Consider the following 16,989-nt stretch of genomic DNA (forward strand, 5'->3'; position numbering starts at 1 on the left):
CATGGACGCGACCACCGGCAGCACGATCCGCACGGCCAGGCTGGTCCGGCAGTTCGGGGCCGGCACCGAACGACTCACCGCGATCGACGAGGTCTCGCTCGAGATCGGGGCGGGCTCAGTGGTGGCGCTGACCGGGCCGAGCGGTTCGGGCAAGTCCACGCTGCTGCACATGATCGGGGCGATCGAGCAGGCCGACCGGGGCACCGTGAAGGTGGACGACGTCGAGGTGACCGCGCTGCGCCGGACAGCCCTGGCCCGCTACCGACAGCAGGTCGGCTTCGTCTTCCAGCGCTACCACCTGCTGCCGGCGCTGACCGTGCTGGACAACGTGATCGCGCCGGTCCTGCCTCGTCGCGGGCGCACCGACCACGCGGCGCGGGCGCGGGAACTGCTGGAGGCGGTGGGTCTGGCCGGCCGGGAGCGGGCCCTTCCGGCCCAACTCTCCGGTGGCCAGCAGCAGCGGGTGGCGATCGCCCGCGCGCTGATGGGGAAGCCCCGGCTGCTGCTCGCCGACGAACCCACCGGCAACCTGGACTCCACCACCGGCGGACAGATCCTCGACCTGCTGCTGAACCTGCGCGACCGGCACGGCATGACGGTCCTGCTGGCCACCCACGAGCGGTCCGTCGCCGCCCGCTGCGACCGGCTGGTCCGCCTCGGCGACGGGCGGGTGGTGGAGGACCTCGACCTCACCGACGGCGAGGACCCGGCCGACACCTTCGACCGGGCCACCCGACTGCGGTTGTAGCGTGCCCGCCGGCTCAGGCGGCCGGGCTGGCGGTGCGGACGTGCTCGGCGATCCGCTCGGCGACGGCGCGGGCGGTGTCCTCGGTGGCCGCCTCGACCATCACCCGCACCAGCGGCTCGGTGCCGGAGGGGCGCAGCAGCACCCGGCCGGTCTCGCCCAGCTCGGCCTCGGCCCGCTCCACCTCGGCCCGGACGGCCGGAGCCGCGGCGCCCACCGTACGGTCACCGACCGGCACGTTGATCAGCACCTGCGGCAGCTTGGTGATCGCCCCGGCCAGCTCCGCCAGGGACTTGCCGGTGGCGGCCATCCGGGACATCAGGTGCAGCCCGGTGAGCACGCCGTCGCCGGTGGTCGCGTACGCCGGCATCACGATGTGGCCGCTCTGCTCGCCGCCGAGGGCCAGCCCGCCGGCCCGCAGCTCCTCCAGCACGTACCGGTCGCCGACCTTGGTCTCGACCAGCCGGATGCCCTGGGCGGACATGGCCAGCCGCAGGCCGAGGTTGCTCATCACGGTCGCGACCAGGGTGTCCTGGGTCAGCTCGCCGGATTCCCGCATGGCCAGGGCGAGGATCGCCATCAGCTCGTCGCCGTCGACCTGCTCGCCGTCCGCGGTGACCGCGACGCAGCGGTCGGCGTCTCCGTCGTGGGCGATGCCGAGGTGGGCGCCGTGCTCGACCACCGCGGCGCGCAGGCCGTCGATGTGGTTCGAGCCGCAGTCGTCGTTGATGTTGAGCCCGTCCGGCTCGGCGTTGATCGCGATCACCTCGGCGCCGGCCTCCCGGTACGCCACCGGGGCCACGTCGGCGGCCGCGCCGTTGGCGCAGTCGACCACCACCTTGATCCCCTCCAGCCGATGGCCGACGGTGTTGACCAGGTGCTGGACGTAGTGGTCCGCGCCGTCGAGCAGGTCGTGCACCCGGCCGACGCCGGCGCCGACCGGGCGGTCCCAGGCGGTGGTGGCGTTGGCCTCGACGGCCGCCTCGATCCGCATCTCGATCTCGTCGGGCAGCTTGTGGCCGCCGGCGGCGAAGAGCTTGATGCCGTTGTCCGGCATCGGGTTGTGCGACGCGGAAAGCATCACGCCCAGGTCGGCCTTGGCCTCGGCGGTGAGGTAGGCCACCGCCGGGGTGGGCAGCACGCCGACGCGTACCACGTTGGCCCCGGCGCTGGTGAGCCCGGCCACCACCGCGGCCTCCAGCATCTCGCCGCTGGCCCGGGTGTCCCGGCCCACCACCGCCAGCGGGGGGTGGCTCTTGTCCGACTCCGCGAGGGTGTGCGCGGCGGCCACCGCCACCGCGAGCGCCAACTCCGGGGTGAGATCCGCGTTCGCCCGCCCGCGTACGCCGTCCGTGCCGAACAACCGGCCCATACCCGCCAACCTCCGATGAAGCGTTCCAGGGGAAACGAACGAACGGCCGGCCAACCTCCCGTCGTGGGGAGGTGGACCGGCCGTTCGTCAGAAGTACAACGCGGCGCTGATGATCAGCGCTTCGAGTACTGAGGAGCCTTACGGGCCTTCTTGAGGCCGTACTTCTTGCTCTCCTTGACCCGAGCGTCCCGGGTGAGGAAGCCGGCCTTCTTCAGGGCCGGGCGGTCGTCCGGCTCGTTGACGATCAGCGCCCGGGCGATGGCCAGCCGCAGCGCACCGGCCTGGCCGGTGGTGCCGCCGCCACGCAGGTTGGCGATGACGTCGAACGCCTCGGGCTTCTCGGCGGTGACCAGCGGGTCCTTGATGAGCTGCTGGTGCACCTTGCTCGGGAAGTAGGCCTCGAGGTCGCGACCGTTGCAGGTGATCTTGCCGGAACCCGGCACGATGCGGACCCGGACGATGGCCTCCTTGCGGCGGCCCACGGTCTGGATCGGGCGGTCACCACGCGGCGCGCGGGCGACGGGCGCGGGGGCCTCGGTGGCCTCGGGGGCGACCTCGGTCTCGGTGATGTCGGTCATGCTGTTTCCTTCGCCCTCGCTCACTGCGCGATCTGCTTGATCTCGAACGGCACCGGCTGCTGCGCCAGGTGCGGGTGCTCGGCACCGGCGTAGACCTTCAGCTTCTTGAGCAGCTGACGGCCGAGCTTGTTGTGCGGGAGCATGCCCTTGACGGCGAGCTCGATGGCCCGCTCGGGCCGCTTGGTCAGCAGCTCTTCGTAGCCGACCTGCTTGAGGCCACCCGGGTAACCGGAGTGCCGGTAGGCGACCTTGGTCTGCCGCTTGTTGCCGGTCAGCGCCACCTTGCCCGCGTTCACGATGACGACGAAGTCGCCCGTGTCGACGTGCGGCGCGAAAGTCGGCTTGTGCTTGCCGCGCAGCAGCGTGGCGGCGTGGGTGGCCAGGCGGCCCAGCACGACATCAGAGGCGTCGATAACGTGCCACTGACGCTCGATCTCACCCGGCTTCGGGCTGTACGTACGCACAGGTCTACCTTGTCTCGTCGTCGGTCTGGGGTCGCGCGCCGAGGTGACCAGATGCTCCGGGTCGAACCAGCGCGCACGAACGACCAAGCGTACCTGATGCGGCACGCCTCTGGATGTCGTACAACAGCAGGCAACGATACCCGGCGCCCGGGCGGCAGGTCAAAACGGGGTACCGCACGGCCGGGCCACGGCACCGCGATGGCGCAGGTCACACGGACGGCGGGCGGCCGGTAAGCGCCGGTCGGCTCAGATCTCCTGCAGGATGCGCAGCGCCCGGCCGACCCGCTGCATCGTCTCGGTGTCGGCGACGTCCACGCACTCGGTGAACCACTTCTTCATCGGCGCGGAGAGGCGGTCCGGCATGACCACCCAGCGGCCCATCCGGACCGCCAGCGGCGAGTCACGCAGCAGCGACTCCTCCACCACCTCGACCACGATCACGATCGGCACGTCGGTGGAGTTGTAGACGTCGGAGCTGACCACCAGCCCGAGTCGCTCGCGGGCACCCTCGATCCGCCAGACCTCGCCCCTACGCAGCACGCGGGCGACCACCGAACAGCACGTCGTCGACCATGCCGACCTCGGCCGCGTCGGCCAGGGCGGCGCTCTCCAGGTCGAACCCGGCCCGACCGACGGCGGCGGCGTGCGCGGTGAAGATCTCCCGGAGCGCCTTCTCCCGGGCGGCCTGATCCATCCAGGCCGACAGCGACAGGCCCTCGCGCCGGGCGAACCGGCGCGCCTCCTCGATCGTCTCGTCCGCGAACGACAACGTCACCTTGGCAGTCATGCGGGCGAGCGTACCGAACGGTATGACCGCCGGTCATCCCCGATCGCCCACCCCTGCCGCGCACCGGTAAAACGCCCAACCCGGCACACTCGCCCCAGGCCGGCCCGGTGCACCCTGCGAGGCCCGCAGCCCCCGGCTCACGCCGCCCGGCCGCCGAAGACGGCGAACCGCCAGGCCTTGAAGAAGCAGTCCACGTCGACCAGGCCGGCCTCGGCCAGCCAGCGACACTGGTCGGCCACGGCGGCGGGCCGGTCGTGGCGCATCCGCTCCCGGGCGGCGGCCAGCTCCGCGGCGTCCGAGCCGAGCGCGGTGACCTGCGCCGTCCAGACCTGGTCGTACCGCCGGTCGAGGGCCGGGGTGGGGCCGGCGACCTGCTCGGCGTTGACGAACACCCCGCCGGGCGCCAGCGCGTCGGCCACCCGCCGGTAGAGGGCCCGCTTGCCGTCGTCGTCCAGGTGGTGCACGGCCAACGCGGTGACCACCGCGTCGTACCGGCCGTCGGGCAGCGGGTCGGCGAGGTCGGCGACCACCGTGCGGTGCGGCACGCCGACGTCGGTGAGTCGCTCGGCGGCCACCGCCAACATCCGCGGGGCACCGTCGACCAGGGTCGGCCGCACCCCCGGCACGGCCGCCGCCAGCAGCAGGGAGAGCAGCCCGGTGCCCGCGCCCAGATCCAACACCTCAGGGGTACGCCCCGAGGCCAGCGCCGCCCGCAGCGGCGGCGCCGCCACCTCGACGGCCGTGCCGTAGAAGCCGTCGAAGCAGGGCACCAGGCGCCGACGAGCGGCGTCGTAGCTGCCCGCCAGCGCGTCGAAGGTAGCCACCACGTCCATGCCCAATCTCCCATCCAATGGGATTTCTTTCCCACATACTAGACCAGTTTCGCCGGTGCGGGTGACCCCGCACCGGACGGGACGGGCTCTTGACAGGGCCGAAACACGGCAGACCTGGAGCGGAAACCGCCCACCGGCACGCTGTGCCGACATGACGGAGGGTGTGCGTTCCGCCACACGAGCGGGTGCCAGCCGCAGCTGCGGCCCGGGCCGGGCCGGGCGAGCCGTACGTCGGGAGCGGTGATGACCGACGAACTGGCCGGCTTCACCGTCGGAGTGACCGCCGACCGGCGACGCGACGAGTTGGCCGCGCTGCTGCGGCGGCGCGGCGCCCGGGTGGTGCTCGCCCCGGCCCTGCGGATGGTCCCGCTGGCCGACGACACCGACCTGCGCGAGGCCACCCGGGCCTGCCTGGCCCGACCGCCGGACGTCCTGGTGGCCAACACCGGCATCGGCCTACGCGGCTGGTGGGAGGCGGCCGAGGGCTGGGGACTGGCCGGACCGCTGCGCCGGGCGCTGTCGGGGTCGTACGTGGTGGCCCGCGGGCCGAAGGTGCGCGGCGCGCTGCGCGACGCCGGGCTGCGTGAGCACTGGTCCCCCGCCTCGGAGAGCTGGGCGGAGGTCGTCGACCACCTGCGCCGGCGCCGGGTGGCCGGCCACGTCGTCGCCGTTCAACTGCACGGCGACCGGCAGCCGGAGTGCGCCGAGGCGCTGGAGTCGGCCGGGGCCACGGTGATCGAGGTACCGGTCTACCGCTGGGCGCCGCCGACCGATCCGGCGCCGCTGCACCGGCTCGTCGACCTGGTCGCCGGCCGGCTGGTGGACGCCGTCACCTTCACCTCCGCGCCGGCCGCAGAGGCGCTGCTGCGGGCGGCCGGGGACCGTACCGAGACGGTCCTCGCGGCACTGCGCTCGGACGTGCTGGCCGGCTGCGTCGGTGCGGTCACCGCCGAACCGCTGGTCCGGCGCGGGGTGCCGGTGACCGCGCCGCGGCGGGCCCGGCTGGGCGCGTTGGTCCGGACCATCGTCGACGAACTGCCCCGACGGACGGTCGCCGTGAAGGCCGCCGGGCACGTGCTGACCCTGCGCGGGCACGCCGCGCTGGTGGACGGGGAGCTGCGACCGCTCGCCCCCGCGCCGATGGCGGTGCTGCGGGCGCTGGTCGCGGCGCCGGGGCGGGTGCTGTCCCGCACCGAGCTGCTGCGCACCCTGCCCCGGGGCGCGGACGAGCACGCCGTGGAGATGGCGGTCGCCCGGCTCCGGGTGGGGTTGCGGGCCCCCCTGGTGGTGCAGACCGTCGTCCGGCGCGGCTACCGGCTGCGGGTGGACTGATCACACCCGCCGCACGGCGGCTCCGGATGGACGGCACCCTCGCGGCTCACACCCGCAGCCGTACCAGCGCCCGCAGGAAGGCCGCCGCGTGCCCGGCCTCGTCGAGGGCGATCTCACGGAACAAGGCCGCCGCCTGCCGGTCACCCACCCCGGCCGCCGCCCGGGAGAACGACGGGTACATCACGGTCGCCTCGTACCATTCGCCGCCGATCGAGTCCCGCAGGTTCGCGGCGTTGTCGCCGACCAGGCCGGAAAGCTCAGCGGCCTGCGCGAAGTGCTCGCCCAACTCCTGGCTGGCCGTGTTGTCCCAGAGCCGGGCCAGCCGGGGCAACCCGGTGCTCCGGGCATGCGCGGCGTAGGAGGTGTACCGCGCGTCGGCGAAGGCCTCGCCGCGGATGGTCGCCTCCAGGTTGGCCTGGGTCGCCCCGGAGCAGGCCGGCCGGCTCGGCAGGATCGGCACCGGGGGCACCGACTCGCCCACCGGGATGGGGACACCGGAACCGGGATCGGTCACCGCCTCCAGCGCGGTCCGGAACCGGGATCGGTCACCGCCTCCAGCGCGGTCCGGAACCGGGCCGCGTGCACCGCCTCATCCGCGGCCAGCTCGGTGAAGAGCGCGGCCGCGGCCGGACAGCCGTCCCGTTCCGCCTGCGCGGCGTAACCGGGATAGACCACGGTCGCCTCGTGCTCCTCGCCCGCGATCGACTCCCGAAGGTTGGCGGCGTTGGTCCGGACGAAGCGGATCAGCGCCGCCTCGGCGGCGAAGTGGTCGTACCGTTCGGTCTCCGCGGTTTCGCGAAACAGGCGGGCCACGCCCCGCTCGCCGGTCCGCGCCGCCTGCGCCCCGTACGCCAGGTACTTCGCGTGGGCGAACGCCTCCCCCTGCATCGCCGTCAGCGCGTTGGCGCGGGTGCGCGGATCCAGGCCGGCCGCCTGCGCCGGGGCGGCCAGGCCGATCCCGAGCACGGCACCCGCCGCAATGATCGAGACCACTGTCACTCTACGCATAGCTCCTCCTTGAGATCACCTCCGGTGAGGAGGACCCCACGGAGAGCGATGTTCGTGGATGAGCATAGGTCTTGCCTGCTCAGAGTGGGTGCATCAGATATCTGCACCCACTCCTCGGCAAGCGTCGCCGAGCGCGAAGCGAGGCGCTCGGCTACAGATAGTGACAAGAATGGACTCAGCCCACCGGCGCGGGGTGGCCCCGCCCGTGCTCGGCCTCCAGCCGCATCATGGCGTGCTCGACGACGGTCACCAGCACCTGCTTGACCGAGTCCCGGTACCGGGCGTCGCAGCTGACCAGCGGCACGTCCGGCGAGATGGCCAGTGCCTCCCGGACCTCCTCCAGCTCGTACTGCGGCGCGCCGTCGAACCGGTTCAGCGCCACCACGTACGGCAGGTTGCGGTTCTCGAAGTAGTCCAGCGGCGCGAAGGCGTCGGTGATCCGCCGGGTGTCGACCAGCACCGCGGCGCCCACCGCGCCCCGGATGATCTCGTCCCACATGAACCAGAAGCGGGTCTGGCCCGGCGTACCGAACAGGTAGAGGATCAGGTCCTGGGCCATGGTGATCCGGCCGAAGTCCATGGCGACCGTGGTGGTCTCCTTGCCCGGCACCTTGGACGGGTCGTCGATGCCCACCCCGGCGGCGGTCATCAGCGCCTCGGTGGTCAACGGCGTGATCTCGGAGATCGCCCCGACCAGGGTCGTCTTGCCCACCCCGAAGCCGCCCGCGACCACGATCTTCGCGGAGATGATCTCCCGGCTGCGGCGCGCCCCGGCGGGGTCATAGTTCGCGAAGTCCACTTAGCACCCTTCCCAGCAGGTTCATCCGCTCCTCGTATCCCTCGGCGGGAGCGGCAGTGTGTAGCGTCAGCAGGCCCTCGGCCACCAGGTCGGCGACCAGCACCCGGGTGACGCCCAGCGGCATCCGGGTGTACGCGGCGATCTCCGCCAGCGACTGTGCCCGGCCCTCGCAGACCGTGGCGATGCGGTACTTGTCGTGCCCGGCGAACCGGGACTCGGCGACCTGGGTGGGCGTGGCGGACAGCACCGCCTCCAGGGTGATGTCCCGGCTGGGCTCGGTACGGCCCCGGGTGACCGCGTACGGGCGCACCAGCGCGCCTCGCGGGTCCCGCCGTGGCTCCATTCGCGATCACCTCCTCCCGCCCGGGTCGACCGCCCGGATCCCCTCGTCCACCCGGCCCGGCGCGGTCACGCCGACCCGCACCCGCTCGCGCTCAGGAACGCACGGCGTCCCGCGGCAGCGGGACCAGGGCGGCGCCCACCCGCTCCACGAGCAGCGCCATCTCGTAGCCCACCTGCCCCACGTCGCAGCTGCGCGCCGCGAGCACGGCCATCGACGACCCGTCGCTGATCGACATCAGGAACAGGTACCCGCTGTCCATCTCGATGACGGTCTGCAACACCCCGCCCGCGCTGAACATCCGGGCGGCGCCCTCGGTCAGGCTCACCACCCCGGAGGTGATCGCGGCGAGCTGGTCGGCCCGGTCTCCGGGGAGGTCCCGGGAGGAGGCGAGCAGCAGCCCGTCCGCGGACACCGCCACCACGTGGGCGATGCCCGCCACGCTGTCGGCGAAGTTGGTGAGCAGCCAACCCATGTCCTGCATGGCAGCCGGCCTGTTCATCGGCTCGTCTCCTTGGTCGAGGTGCTGATCTGGTCCGTCCCGACCGACCGGCCGCGCTGCACGCCGCGGTGGTAGGCGGAGAGCAGGCCCCGTACTTCGTCGGGGGTGCGTCGGCTGCGGTCCCGGCCGCCCTTGGGCTCGATGCCGCCGGGAACCAGCTGGGCCTGTGGCACCCGCTTCGGCAGGCCGGATCGGGTGGTTCCGGCCGCCGCCGGCTCGGCCGCCCGGCTGGCCCGGGTCCAGCCCTCGTCGGCGGCCGTCCGCCAGGCCTCCGACTCGGCGGCCGGCTGCGCCGGGGGCGTCGGCCCGCTGGGCGCGGTGGACGCGGTCGGCGGAGTCGGTCCGCTGGGTGCCGTCGAGGCCGCGGATCCGCTCGCTGCCGCCGGGGCGGTCGGCGGGACGTACGCCGGCGGGGCGGCGGCCGGTGGCGGAGCGGCGGCCGGTGGCGGAGCGGCAGCCGGTGGCGGAGCGGCAGCCGGTGGCGGAGCGGCAGCCGGTGGCGGAGCGGCAGCCGGTGGCGGAGCGGCAGCCGGTGGCGGAGCGGCGGCCGGTGGCGGCGCGGCAGCCGGTGGCGGCGCCGGAGCGAGGGAGGGGGTGCCGGCGGCGGTCGGCGCGCTGGGCACCCGGGTCGGCAGCGGCGGGCGGGTCGGCGTCGGCTCGGCCCGCTGGGCGGGGGACGGCTCCGGGCCGTCCGCGCCGGCGCGGGCCGCGGGCACCCGGGTCGGCAGCGGCGGCCGGGCCGACGCGCGCTCGGCGCCCTGGGCCCCGGCCGGATCGCCGCCGGCGGCCGGCCGCGCCGGCTCGGTGCCGGGCCGGGCCGGGCCGGCGGACGGCGACGCAGCGGCCGGCGGGATGTCGAAGCGCGGCCGGGCGAAGATGGCGGTGGCGTCGTTCCCGTGGGACCGGAACCAGACCGCCTCCATCTCGCGGAAGATCGGCGAGTCGGCGGGCGGATTGGGCTGCCCGCCCACCGGCGCGGCCGGCGGGGAGTAGGCGGCCGGCGGCGCGGACGACGCGGCCGGGGTCACCGGCGCCGGGGCCGGCGCGAACGGCAACGCGGCGGCCGCCGGCCCGGCGACCGTGGGCGCGGGTGTCGCCGGGTACGACTCCGGGGCACCGGCCACCGGCCCGCTCGGCAGCGACGGCGCACCGGCGGCCGGCTCCGGGTGGGTCGCCGCGGCACGCTTCGGCAGCGGGTCGAGCACCGGCTGCGCTGCGGTCGGGGCGCCGGCGGAGAAGCCGCCGAAGGCGGCGTGCACCGGCGCGACGGGCGCCGCGGGGGCCGGCGCGGCCGAGGTCGGCGCGGCCGGAACCGCCGAGGCCGGCGCGCCCGGCGGGGCCGAGACCGGGCTGCCGAGGTTGACCACCGCGGCGCTGTCCCGGGCGTCGACCGGCGGCTGCCAGGGCGCCGGCGGCGTGCTCGGCCACTGCTCGGTCAGGGTGGCCGTGCCGGTCCGCCCGCCGGCGGTCGCCTCGGCGAACCCGGCCGAGGCCGCCGGCAGCTGCTCGACCGCCACCGGCTGGCGGGGTCGGGTGACCGCCTGGTCCCGGCCCCGGTGCGGCAGCACCACGGTCGCATTGGGCAGCGTCACCTGGGCGACGGTGCCGCCCTCCACGTTGCGGCGCAGCTCCACCCGGATGCCGTACCGGGAGGCGAGCCGGCTCACCACGGCGAGACCCATCAGCCGGAACGCCGCCACGTCCACCGTCGACGGCCCGGCGAGCCGGCGGTTGAGCGCGTCGAGCTGCTCGTCGGTGAGGCCGAGGCCGCGGTCCTCGACCTGGATCAGCACGTAGTCACGGATCCGCCGGCCGTCGGCGACCACCGTGGTGGTGGGCGGGGAGAAGCGGGTGGCGTTGTCGAGCAGCTCGGCGACCAGGCGGACCACGTCGTTGACCGCGTGCGCGGCCACCGAGACGTCGGTGTCGACCGCGCCGAACTCGATCCGGTTGTAGAGCTCGACCTCGGACTGGGCGGCGCGCAGCACGTCCACCAGGAGGGCGTCGTCGCGGCGGGGCACGGCGGAGTCGGCGCCGGCCAGGACCAGCAGGTTCTCGTCGTTGCGGCGCATCCGGGTGGCCAGGTGGTCCAGCTCGAACAGCTGGGCGAGGCGCTTCGGGTCCTCCTCGCCGCGCTCGATCGCGTCCAGCTCACCGATCATCCGGTCGACCAGGTTCTGGCTGCGCCGGGCCAGGTTGAGGAACATCGCCGAGACGCTGGTCCGCAGGGCGGCCTGCTCGGCGGCGACCCGGACCGCCTCCCGGTGTACGACGTTGAACGCCACCGCCACCTGGCCGACCTCGTCGCGGTTGGTCAGCCGGATCGGGTCCCGCATCTGCCGGACGATCTCCTCCACGCCGCCGTCGCCGACGCTGCTCATGGTCTGCAGCCGCTGCACCGCGTCGGGCAGGTCGTGGTTGGCCACCGAGAGCGCGCCCTCGCGCAGCCGGCGCAGCGAGTCGTTGAGCGAGCGGGCCAGCACCACGGCCAGCGTGATCGCGATGAGCAGGGTCAGCAGCACCAGCACCGACTCCAGAACGGCCTGCCGGACGACGTCGGCCCGGGCCTGCTCGGCCCGGGCGAGCAGCCGCTCCTCGAGCTGGGTCTCGGCCCACCGCATCAGGTCGTTGACCGCCCCGATCGCGGCGCTCGCGTCGGCGGCGCCGACCAGCGGCCGGGCGCCCGCCGAGCGGGTGATGTCGGTGGCCACCCGGTCGGCGAGCCCGATCGCGTCCCCGGAGACCGCCGTGTTCACCAGGGCCCGCTGCGCCGGGTCGGCGACCAGGGAGAACGCCAGCAGCGCCTCCTGCTGCCCGGTCAGGGTCGCGACGAACGAGGAGAGCTGTTCGGGTTCGAAGCGGCCGCCGCTCAGCGCGGTGAAGGCGACCGCCTCCTCCTCGGCGACCGCCGCCCTGGCGCGGGTGAAGGCGGCCACCGCGCGAAGCGCGTCGACCAGGTCCTCCTGGCCGGGCAGCTGGGCCAGCGTGTCACCGTAGGAGACCAGGTCACCGACGATGATCCCGTAGCGCAGGGTGGCCTCGGCGACGGGCATCTGCCGCCGGTCGAGCACCTCCTGCCGGGTGGGCTCGAGGGTCTGCAGGTGGTTGTCGATCACCTTGAGCCGGTCCTCGACCGCGGTCGGCGGGTTCCCGATCTTCGCCCGCGCGGCCCGGTACTGGTCGACCCGGGCGCTGGTGGCCCGTACCCGCAGGTTGTAGGCGTCCGCCTTCGACCGCGGGTCGGCCAGGTAGCCGGCCGCCGCCATCCGCTCCTTGTGCAGGTCCTGAGCGAGCGCGGAGACCTCGACCGACAGCCCGGTCAGCGACCGTAGCTGGCTCGCGTCGTACGCGCCCTGGCCGGTGGAGACGAGTCGGATAGTTGCCAGTGCAATGACGGCGGCGACCGGGACGACGAGAATGAGGGCGAGCTTCGAGCGGATCCGCGCGTCCCGCAGCCGGGGCATCCGGCGCCCGCCGGGGCGTCCGGCGCCGCTGTCGGGCAGGGCCGTCGGTCCGGTGCTCACGACATCGCCTCCGTCGTTTCTTCCACGCCTGAACCGCCGACCCGCGCCCGGTGCAGCGGACAGCGCCACGCTCGGCACGGCCGCGATTTCATCAGAGAAGATCCCGTTTGGGAAGCTGCGCCGAAGCGAAAAACGACCGATCGGTGAACCGATCGCGTTGAACGCTCAAAGAGCCGCAGACCCTGAACAGGCGATGTCACTCCAGAGTGGTCACACGATTCTGCGGAGTGAGCATCGGTAAATATCTGATGTCCCCACCATGTGGGATTCGCGTCCCGAAACCGCCACGAGCGGCTGCGCTTGACCGCAGCCACCTCGCATTGGCATGGTTTTGCAGGCTTTCGCGCACACCGTACGGCACCGCATCCAGATTCTCCACTGAGGACAGAGCGGCCGACGGCGTCCGGGCGGCGTTCCGCCCCGCACCTGGAGGACACAAGTTGAGCCCCATCCGCTCCGCGACCATCGTGGCGCTCGCATCGGCCCTGCTGGCCACCACGCTCACCGGCTGCTCGTTCGGCGCGGGGCAGGAGGACTCCGACCCGATCGTCATCGGCGCCGACCTCGAACTCTCCGGCCCCTCCGCCCGGCTGGGCGAGGCGTACCGGCGGGCCCTGGAACTGAAGGTCGAGCAGCTGAACTCCTCCGGCGCGCTCGGCCGCCGGAAGATCACCCTGCAGGTGAAGAACAACCGTTCCGACGCCAGCGAGTCGCTGCGGAACGTCGGCGATTTCGGCGGCGATTCCGGGGTCGACGCGATCATCATGGGCGGCTGCAACGAATGCGCGGTCGGCGCCGTGGGCACGATCAACGAGAAGAAGATCCCGACCATCGCCCTCGCCCCCTCGGGCGCGGTCGCCAACCCGGTCGGCGACCGGCGGTACGTCTTCAAGCTGGCCCCGAACGCGGCCGACAACGCCGGCGCGATCACCACCGAACTGCGCCAGCGCAAGATCCGTACCGCCGCCGTCCTGCACGGCGAGGACGACTACGGCCGGGAGGGGCTGGCCGCGCTGCGTCGGGAGTTCGGCAAGGCCGGCATCCGGCTGGTCGCGGACGAGACGGTCCGCGGCACCGACACCGACGTCAGCCAACCGGTACGCCGGTTGGTCGACCGCGAACCGCAGGCGCTGGTGGTCTGGGCCCCGCCGGAGCAGGCGTCGCTGGCCGCCACCAGCGCCCGCGCCGCCCGCTTTCCCGGCTCGCTGTTCTTCGACGCGAGCGCCGCGGGCGACCTGTTCCTCGGCGCGGCCGGCCAGGCCACCGAGCGGGCCACCATGGTGTTCACCCAGACCATGGTGATCGACGACGTGATCGCCACCACTCCGGCCAAGGCGGCCCGCCGGCAGTGGTTCCAGGACTACACGGCGCGCTACGGCGGGTACAGCGGCCTCTCCTCGTTCGCCGCCGACGCGGTGCAGCTGATCGCCGACGCGGCGCTGCGCTCCGGCGGTGACGGCGTCGACCGGGACGCCCTCCGGGACGTGCTGGAGACCTCCCAGCTGGACGGCCTCTCCGGGCCGATCCGGATGACGCCGGACAACCACTCGGGCCTGATGCCGCAGGCGCTGACCACCCTGGTCGCCCGCGGCGGCCGCTGGCGGCTGGCCGGCTGAGCCGGTCGCACCCGCCCGCCGGGCCTGCGCGGCAGACCCGGCGGGCGGACGTCAGCGAACCTGCCGCGCGGGCGGACGGTCAGCGGGCCGAGGTGGTGGCCCGGACCCAGGGCAGCGCCAGCCGCTCGACCAGCGACAGCGCCGAGTAGAGCAGGATGCTCATGGCCGCGATCAGCACGATCGCCGCCCACGAGGTCGAGTACTCGCCGACCCCGTTGTACTGCAGGATCTGGTAGCCCAGCCCCGGCCGGTCGGAGTAGAACTCACCGATCACCGCGCCGATGGCGGCCAGCGGCATCGCCACCTTGAGCCCGACGAAGATCTGCGGCAGCGCCGCCGGGAATCGCACCTTGCGGAACGACTGCCACCAGGAGGCGTTCAGCGACCGGGCCAGCTCGGCCAGGTCGGCCGGGGTGGTGGTGAGACCGGTCGCGGTGGAGAGCACGATCGGGAAGAAGCAGAGCAGGAAGACCATGGTCAGGATGGGCTTCTCCCCGAAGCCGACCGCGACCACCAGCAGCGGCCCGAGCGCGATCTTCGGCACCGCGTTCACCGCCACCAGCAGCGGCGCGAACATCCGCTCCACCCGCCGGGAGGCGGCCAGCGCCGTCCCGATCAGCACCCCGGCCACCGCGGAGAGCAGGAAGCCGAGCAGCGTCATCCAGGTGGTGATGAGCAGCGCCGGCAGCAGCACCTCCAGGCTGCCGGTCAACCCCTGCCACACCGCCTGCGGCGGCGGCAGCGCCGCCGGGTGGATCAGGTGCAGCCCGGAGGTGGCCAGCCACCAGACGCCCACCACCGTCACCAGGCCGAGCGCCGGCATCGCCACCGACGACGGCCGTACGGCGAACCCGGCCCGGACGACCCGTGCCGCCGGCGTACCCGCCGAGGAATCGGTCGACTGCGCCACCGTGTCCTCCCCTCTCTCGGCCGGCGCGACAGCCGGCACGCGAAGGGGGTACGCCCGCCGAGGATCCCGGTCGGACGCACCCCCGGTGGTCGAGCCGACCGGTCAGGCCTTGGGCGCGAGGTTGAAGTCGATGATCTGGTCGGGCTTGATCTCCTGCTTGAGCGCACCCGCGCCCTGCAGGATGGCGATGCTCTTGGCCACCCGGTCGCTGTCCAGGGTGCCGACGGCGGTGCCGGAGTTGCTGGACCGGACGTACGCGGCCATCAGCTGAAGCTCGGCGGCGGCCGCGGCCGGCACCGTGGCCGGCACGTTCTTCTTCAGCAGGTCGGCGGACTCCTGCGGGTTCGCCAGGCTGTACTCCAGGCCCTTGAGCAGCGCGGCGGTGAACTTCTTCACCATCTCCGGCTTCTCCTTGGCGTTCTTGGTGGAGGTGACCAGCACGTTGCCGTAGAGGTCCTGCATCACGTTGCTGTAGGGCAGCACCACGGGGGCCTTCTTGGTGACCGCCGCGACGGTGGGCTGGCCGACCACGAACTGCCCGATGCCGTCGACCGAGCCGGAGCCCAGCATGCCGATCAGGCCCTGGGCCTCACCGTTGACCCAGGTCACCTTGCTGGCGTCGATGCCGGCCAGCTTGGCGTACGTGGGGAAGAGGTTGCGCACGACGGAGGTGGGGGTGTCGGCGAGCTTCTTGCCCTCGAGGTCCTTCGGGGTGGCGATGTTCTTGCCCTCGACCGAGACGATCGCGGCCATGCTCCGCTGCTGGATCGCCGCCACCGCGACGAAGTCCTTGGCCTGGCCGTTGCCCATCAGCAGCAGGGCGCCGGTCAGGTCGACCGGGGCGAAGTCCGCCTGCCCACTGGCGACCTGGACCACCCCGCCGGTGCCCTGGCCGGGCTTGATGTCGACGTCGAAGCCGGCCTCGGAGAAGAAGCCCTTCTCCTTCGCCACCCAGGCGTAGGAGTCCCGCCCGAAGTTGCCGAACGAGGTGAGGTAGGTCACCTTCTCCAGCGCCTTGCCGTCTCCACCCTTGGCCTGGTCGGCGGAGTCCGAGCCGCTGCTGCAGCCGGAGACCAGGGCCAGGGCGGTCGCCAGGGCCGCCGCGGCAACCGTACGGGTCAGCCTTCTCATCAGTGCACCATGTCCTTTCCGACCAGGCGTGGTTGCCCGGAGGGGGTCGTGGGTCCGTCGGTGCCGGCGTGAGGGGGGTGCCGCACCGTCGTGAAGGGACTTCGCGGGACAGCGTACGAGAGACCCACCGTCACCACACCAGTCGGATCGGGTTGCGGAACGGAAACAACTAGAGTCCACCCCGGACAGTGCGCAAGAGACGTACGGCGGATAGCCTTTGTCGGATTCCTGACCGGCAACTCAGGGGAGACGCGAGGCGACATGATCCGACTGACCGAGGTGTCGCGGACCTTCGACGGCCGGTCCGGGCGGGTCGAGGCGCTGCGCGGCATCGACCTGTCGGTCGCCGAGGGCGAGTTCGTCGCGGTGCTCGGCCGCTCCGGCTGCGGCAAGTCCACCCTGCTGCGCATGATCGCCGGCCTGTTGCCGGTCAGCTCGGGCGAGATCACCGTCGCCGGCACCCCGATCACCCGGCCCCGCCGGGACATCGCCATGCTCTTCCAGCGTCCCGCCCTGCTGCCCTGGCGGTCGGTGCTGGACAACGTCCTGCTGCCGGCCGAGATCTTCGGCTGGAGCCGGGCGAAGCACCGCGACCGGGCCCGGCAGCTGCTCGACGTCGCCGGGCTGGCCGGCTTCGAGAAGCGGCTGCCGCACGAGCTCTCCGGCGGCATGCAGCAACGGGTGGCGCTCTGCCGGTCACTGCTCGGCGAGCCCCGGGTGATGCTGATGGACGAGCCGTTCTCCGCGCTCGACGCGCTGACCCGGGAGGAGCTCTCCGGCGAGCTGCAGCGGGTGCACATGGAGACCGGGGCGACCGTCGTGTTCGTCACGCACTCGATCGACGAAGCCGTGCTGCTGGCCGACCGGGTGGTCGTGCTCAGCCCCCGGCCGGGCCGGATCCGCCAGGTCGTCGACGTGGCCGTGCCGCGCCCGCGCACCCTCGGCCGGCACGCCCACCTGGCGGACGTCGCCCGGATCAGCGCCGAACTGCACGAACTGCTGATGGAACGCGACTCGCCGGCACCGGTCGGCGCGGAAGGACGATGAG

18 protein-coding genes are annotated in these 16,989 nt (G+C 73.4%); 4 read left to right on the forward strand and 14 right to left on the reverse strand.

Annotated elements, in window-relative coordinates:
- The first annotated feature begins 1 nt into the window (after position 1).
- Complete coding sequence (locus ACFY3U_RS19865; RefSeq protein ID WP_387203512.1) at positions 2-748, forward strand: ABC transporter ATP-binding protein; 747 nt, start codon at positions 2-4, stop codon at positions 746-748.
- Between the two features lie 13 nt (positions 749-761).
- On the opposite strand, the gene glmM is transcribed toward ACFY3U_RS19865, so the two are convergent.
- The 6 genes from glmM to ACFY3U_RS19895 form a co-directional block, all read right to left on the reverse strand.
- Complete coding sequence (gene glmM, locus ACFY3U_RS19870; protein ID WP_387203515.1) at positions 762-2,117, reverse strand: phosphoglucosamine mutase; 1,356 nt, start codon at positions 2,115-2,117, stop codon at positions 762-764.
- Between the two features lie 113 nt (positions 2,118-2,230).
- Positions 2,231-2,695, reverse strand: a complete 465-nt coding sequence (gene rpsI, locus ACFY3U_RS19875; protein ID WP_088998399.1) for a 30S ribosomal protein S9 — start codon at positions 2,693-2,695, stop codon at positions 2,231-2,233.
- 20 nt (positions 2,696-2,715) lie between these two features.
- Positions 2,716-3,159 carry a 50S ribosomal protein L13 gene (gene rplM / locus ACFY3U_RS19880; protein WP_387203518.1) on the reverse strand — a complete coding sequence of 148 codons (444 nt, stop codon included), beginning with the start codon at positions 3,157-3,159 and terminating at the stop codon, positions 2,716-2,718.
- 246 nt (positions 3,160-3,405) lie between these two features.
- On the reverse strand, positions 3,406-3,711 hold the full coding sequence (locus ACFY3U_RS19885; protein ID WP_387203521.1) for a hypothetical protein: 306 nt from the start codon (positions 3,709-3,711) through the stop codon (positions 3,406-3,408).
- Entirely contained in the window at positions 3,689-3,946 is a 258-nt protein-coding gene (locus ACFY3U_RS19890; RefSeq protein WP_387203523.1) for a DUF6364 family protein, read from the reverse strand. Before ACFY3U_RS19890 ends, ACFY3U_RS19885 begins: the two co-directional genes overlap by 23 nt.
- A gap of 137 nt (positions 3,947-4,083) precedes the next feature.
- Positions 4,084-4,779, reverse strand: coding sequence for a class I SAM-dependent methyltransferase (locus ACFY3U_RS19895; protein ID WP_387203525.1), 696 nt, complete (start codon positions 4,777-4,779; stop codon positions 4,084-4,086).
- A gap of 243 nt (positions 4,780-5,022) precedes the next feature.
- On the opposite strand from ACFY3U_RS19895, the gene ACFY3U_RS19900 reads away from it, so the two are divergent.
- On the forward strand, positions 5,023-6,111 hold the full coding sequence (locus tag ACFY3U_RS19900; protein WP_387203528.1) for a uroporphyrinogen-III synthase: 1,089 nt from the start codon (positions 5,023-5,025) through the stop codon (positions 6,109-6,111).
- A 46-nt stretch (positions 6,112-6,157) separates the two neighbouring features.
- Here the strand turns inward: ACFY3U_RS19900 and ACFY3U_RS19905 are convergent, their stop codons facing one another.
- From ACFY3U_RS19905 to ACFY3U_RS19930, 6 genes are all read right to left on the reverse strand, one after another.
- Positions 6,158-6,625 carry a rubrerythrin family protein gene (locus ACFY3U_RS19905; protein ID WP_387203531.1) on the reverse strand — a complete coding sequence of 156 codons (468 nt, stop codon included), beginning with the start codon at positions 6,623-6,625 and terminating at the stop codon, positions 6,158-6,160.
- Positions 6,622-7,119, reverse strand: coding sequence for a rubrerythrin family protein (locus ACFY3U_RS19910; RefSeq protein WP_387203534.1), 498 nt, complete (start codon positions 7,117-7,119; stop codon positions 6,622-6,624). The genes ACFY3U_RS19905 and ACFY3U_RS19910 overlap by 4 nt, the downstream gene beginning before the upstream one ends.
- Positions 7,120-7,294: 175 nt before the next feature.
- A complete protein-coding gene (locus ACFY3U_RS19915; RefSeq protein WP_387203537.1) occupies positions 7,295-7,918 on the reverse strand; it encodes an ATP/GTP-binding protein in 624 nt (207 codons plus the stop codon).
- Positions 7,899-8,261 (reverse strand): DUF742 domain-containing protein, encoded by a 363-nt coding sequence (locus ACFY3U_RS19920; protein WP_387203540.1) that lies wholly within the window; start codon positions 8,259-8,261, stop codon positions 7,899-7,901. The genes ACFY3U_RS19915 and ACFY3U_RS19920 overlap by 20 nt, the downstream gene beginning before the upstream one ends.
- A 91-nt stretch (positions 8,262-8,352) precedes the next feature.
- Positions 8,353-8,760, reverse strand: a complete 408-nt coding sequence (locus ACFY3U_RS19925; protein WP_007465177.1) for a roadblock/LC7 domain-containing protein — start codon at positions 8,758-8,760, stop codon at positions 8,353-8,355.
- Positions 8,757-12,284: a nitrate- and nitrite sensing domain-containing protein gene (locus ACFY3U_RS19930; protein WP_387203543.1), complete on the reverse strand. Its 3,528-nt coding sequence runs from the start codon at positions 12,282-12,284 to the stop codon at positions 8,757-8,759. The genes ACFY3U_RS19925 and ACFY3U_RS19930 overlap by 4 nt, the downstream gene beginning before the upstream one ends.
- A gap of 440 nt (positions 12,285-12,724) precedes the next feature.
- Here ACFY3U_RS19930 and ACFY3U_RS19935 point away from each other — a divergent pair, with 440 nt between their 5' ends.
- Complete coding sequence (locus ACFY3U_RS19935) at positions 12,725-13,900, forward strand: ABC transporter substrate-binding protein (RefSeq protein WP_387203546.1); 1,176 nt, start codon at positions 12,725-12,727, stop codon at positions 13,898-13,900.
- Positions 13,901-13,979: 79 nt separating this feature from the next.
- On the opposite strand, the gene ACFY3U_RS19940 is transcribed toward ACFY3U_RS19935, so the two are convergent.
- The gene (locus tag ACFY3U_RS19940; protein WP_387203548.1) at positions 13,980-14,810 is read right to left on the reverse strand and encodes an ABC transporter permease; all 831 of its coding nucleotides are present in this window, start codon (positions 14,808-14,810) and stop codon (positions 13,980-13,982) included.
- Between the two features lie 102 nt (positions 14,811-14,912).
- Positions 14,913-15,941, reverse strand: coding sequence for an ABC transporter substrate-binding protein (locus ACFY3U_RS19945; protein WP_387203551.1), 1,029 nt, complete (start codon positions 15,939-15,941; stop codon positions 14,913-14,915).
- Between the two features lie 261 nt (positions 15,942-16,202).
- On the opposite strand from ACFY3U_RS19945, the gene ACFY3U_RS19950 reads away from it, so the two are divergent.
- Complete coding sequence (locus ACFY3U_RS19950; RefSeq protein ID WP_387203554.1) at positions 16,203-16,988, forward strand: ABC transporter ATP-binding protein; 786 nt, start codon at positions 16,203-16,205, stop codon at positions 16,986-16,988.
- Position 16,989: the final 1 nt, after the last annotated feature.

Origin of the sequence: Micromonospora sp. NPDC000089, assembly GCF_042899365.1 — a bacterium.
Lineage (GTDB): Bacteria > Actinomycetota > Actinomycetes > Mycobacteriales > Micromonosporaceae > Micromonospora.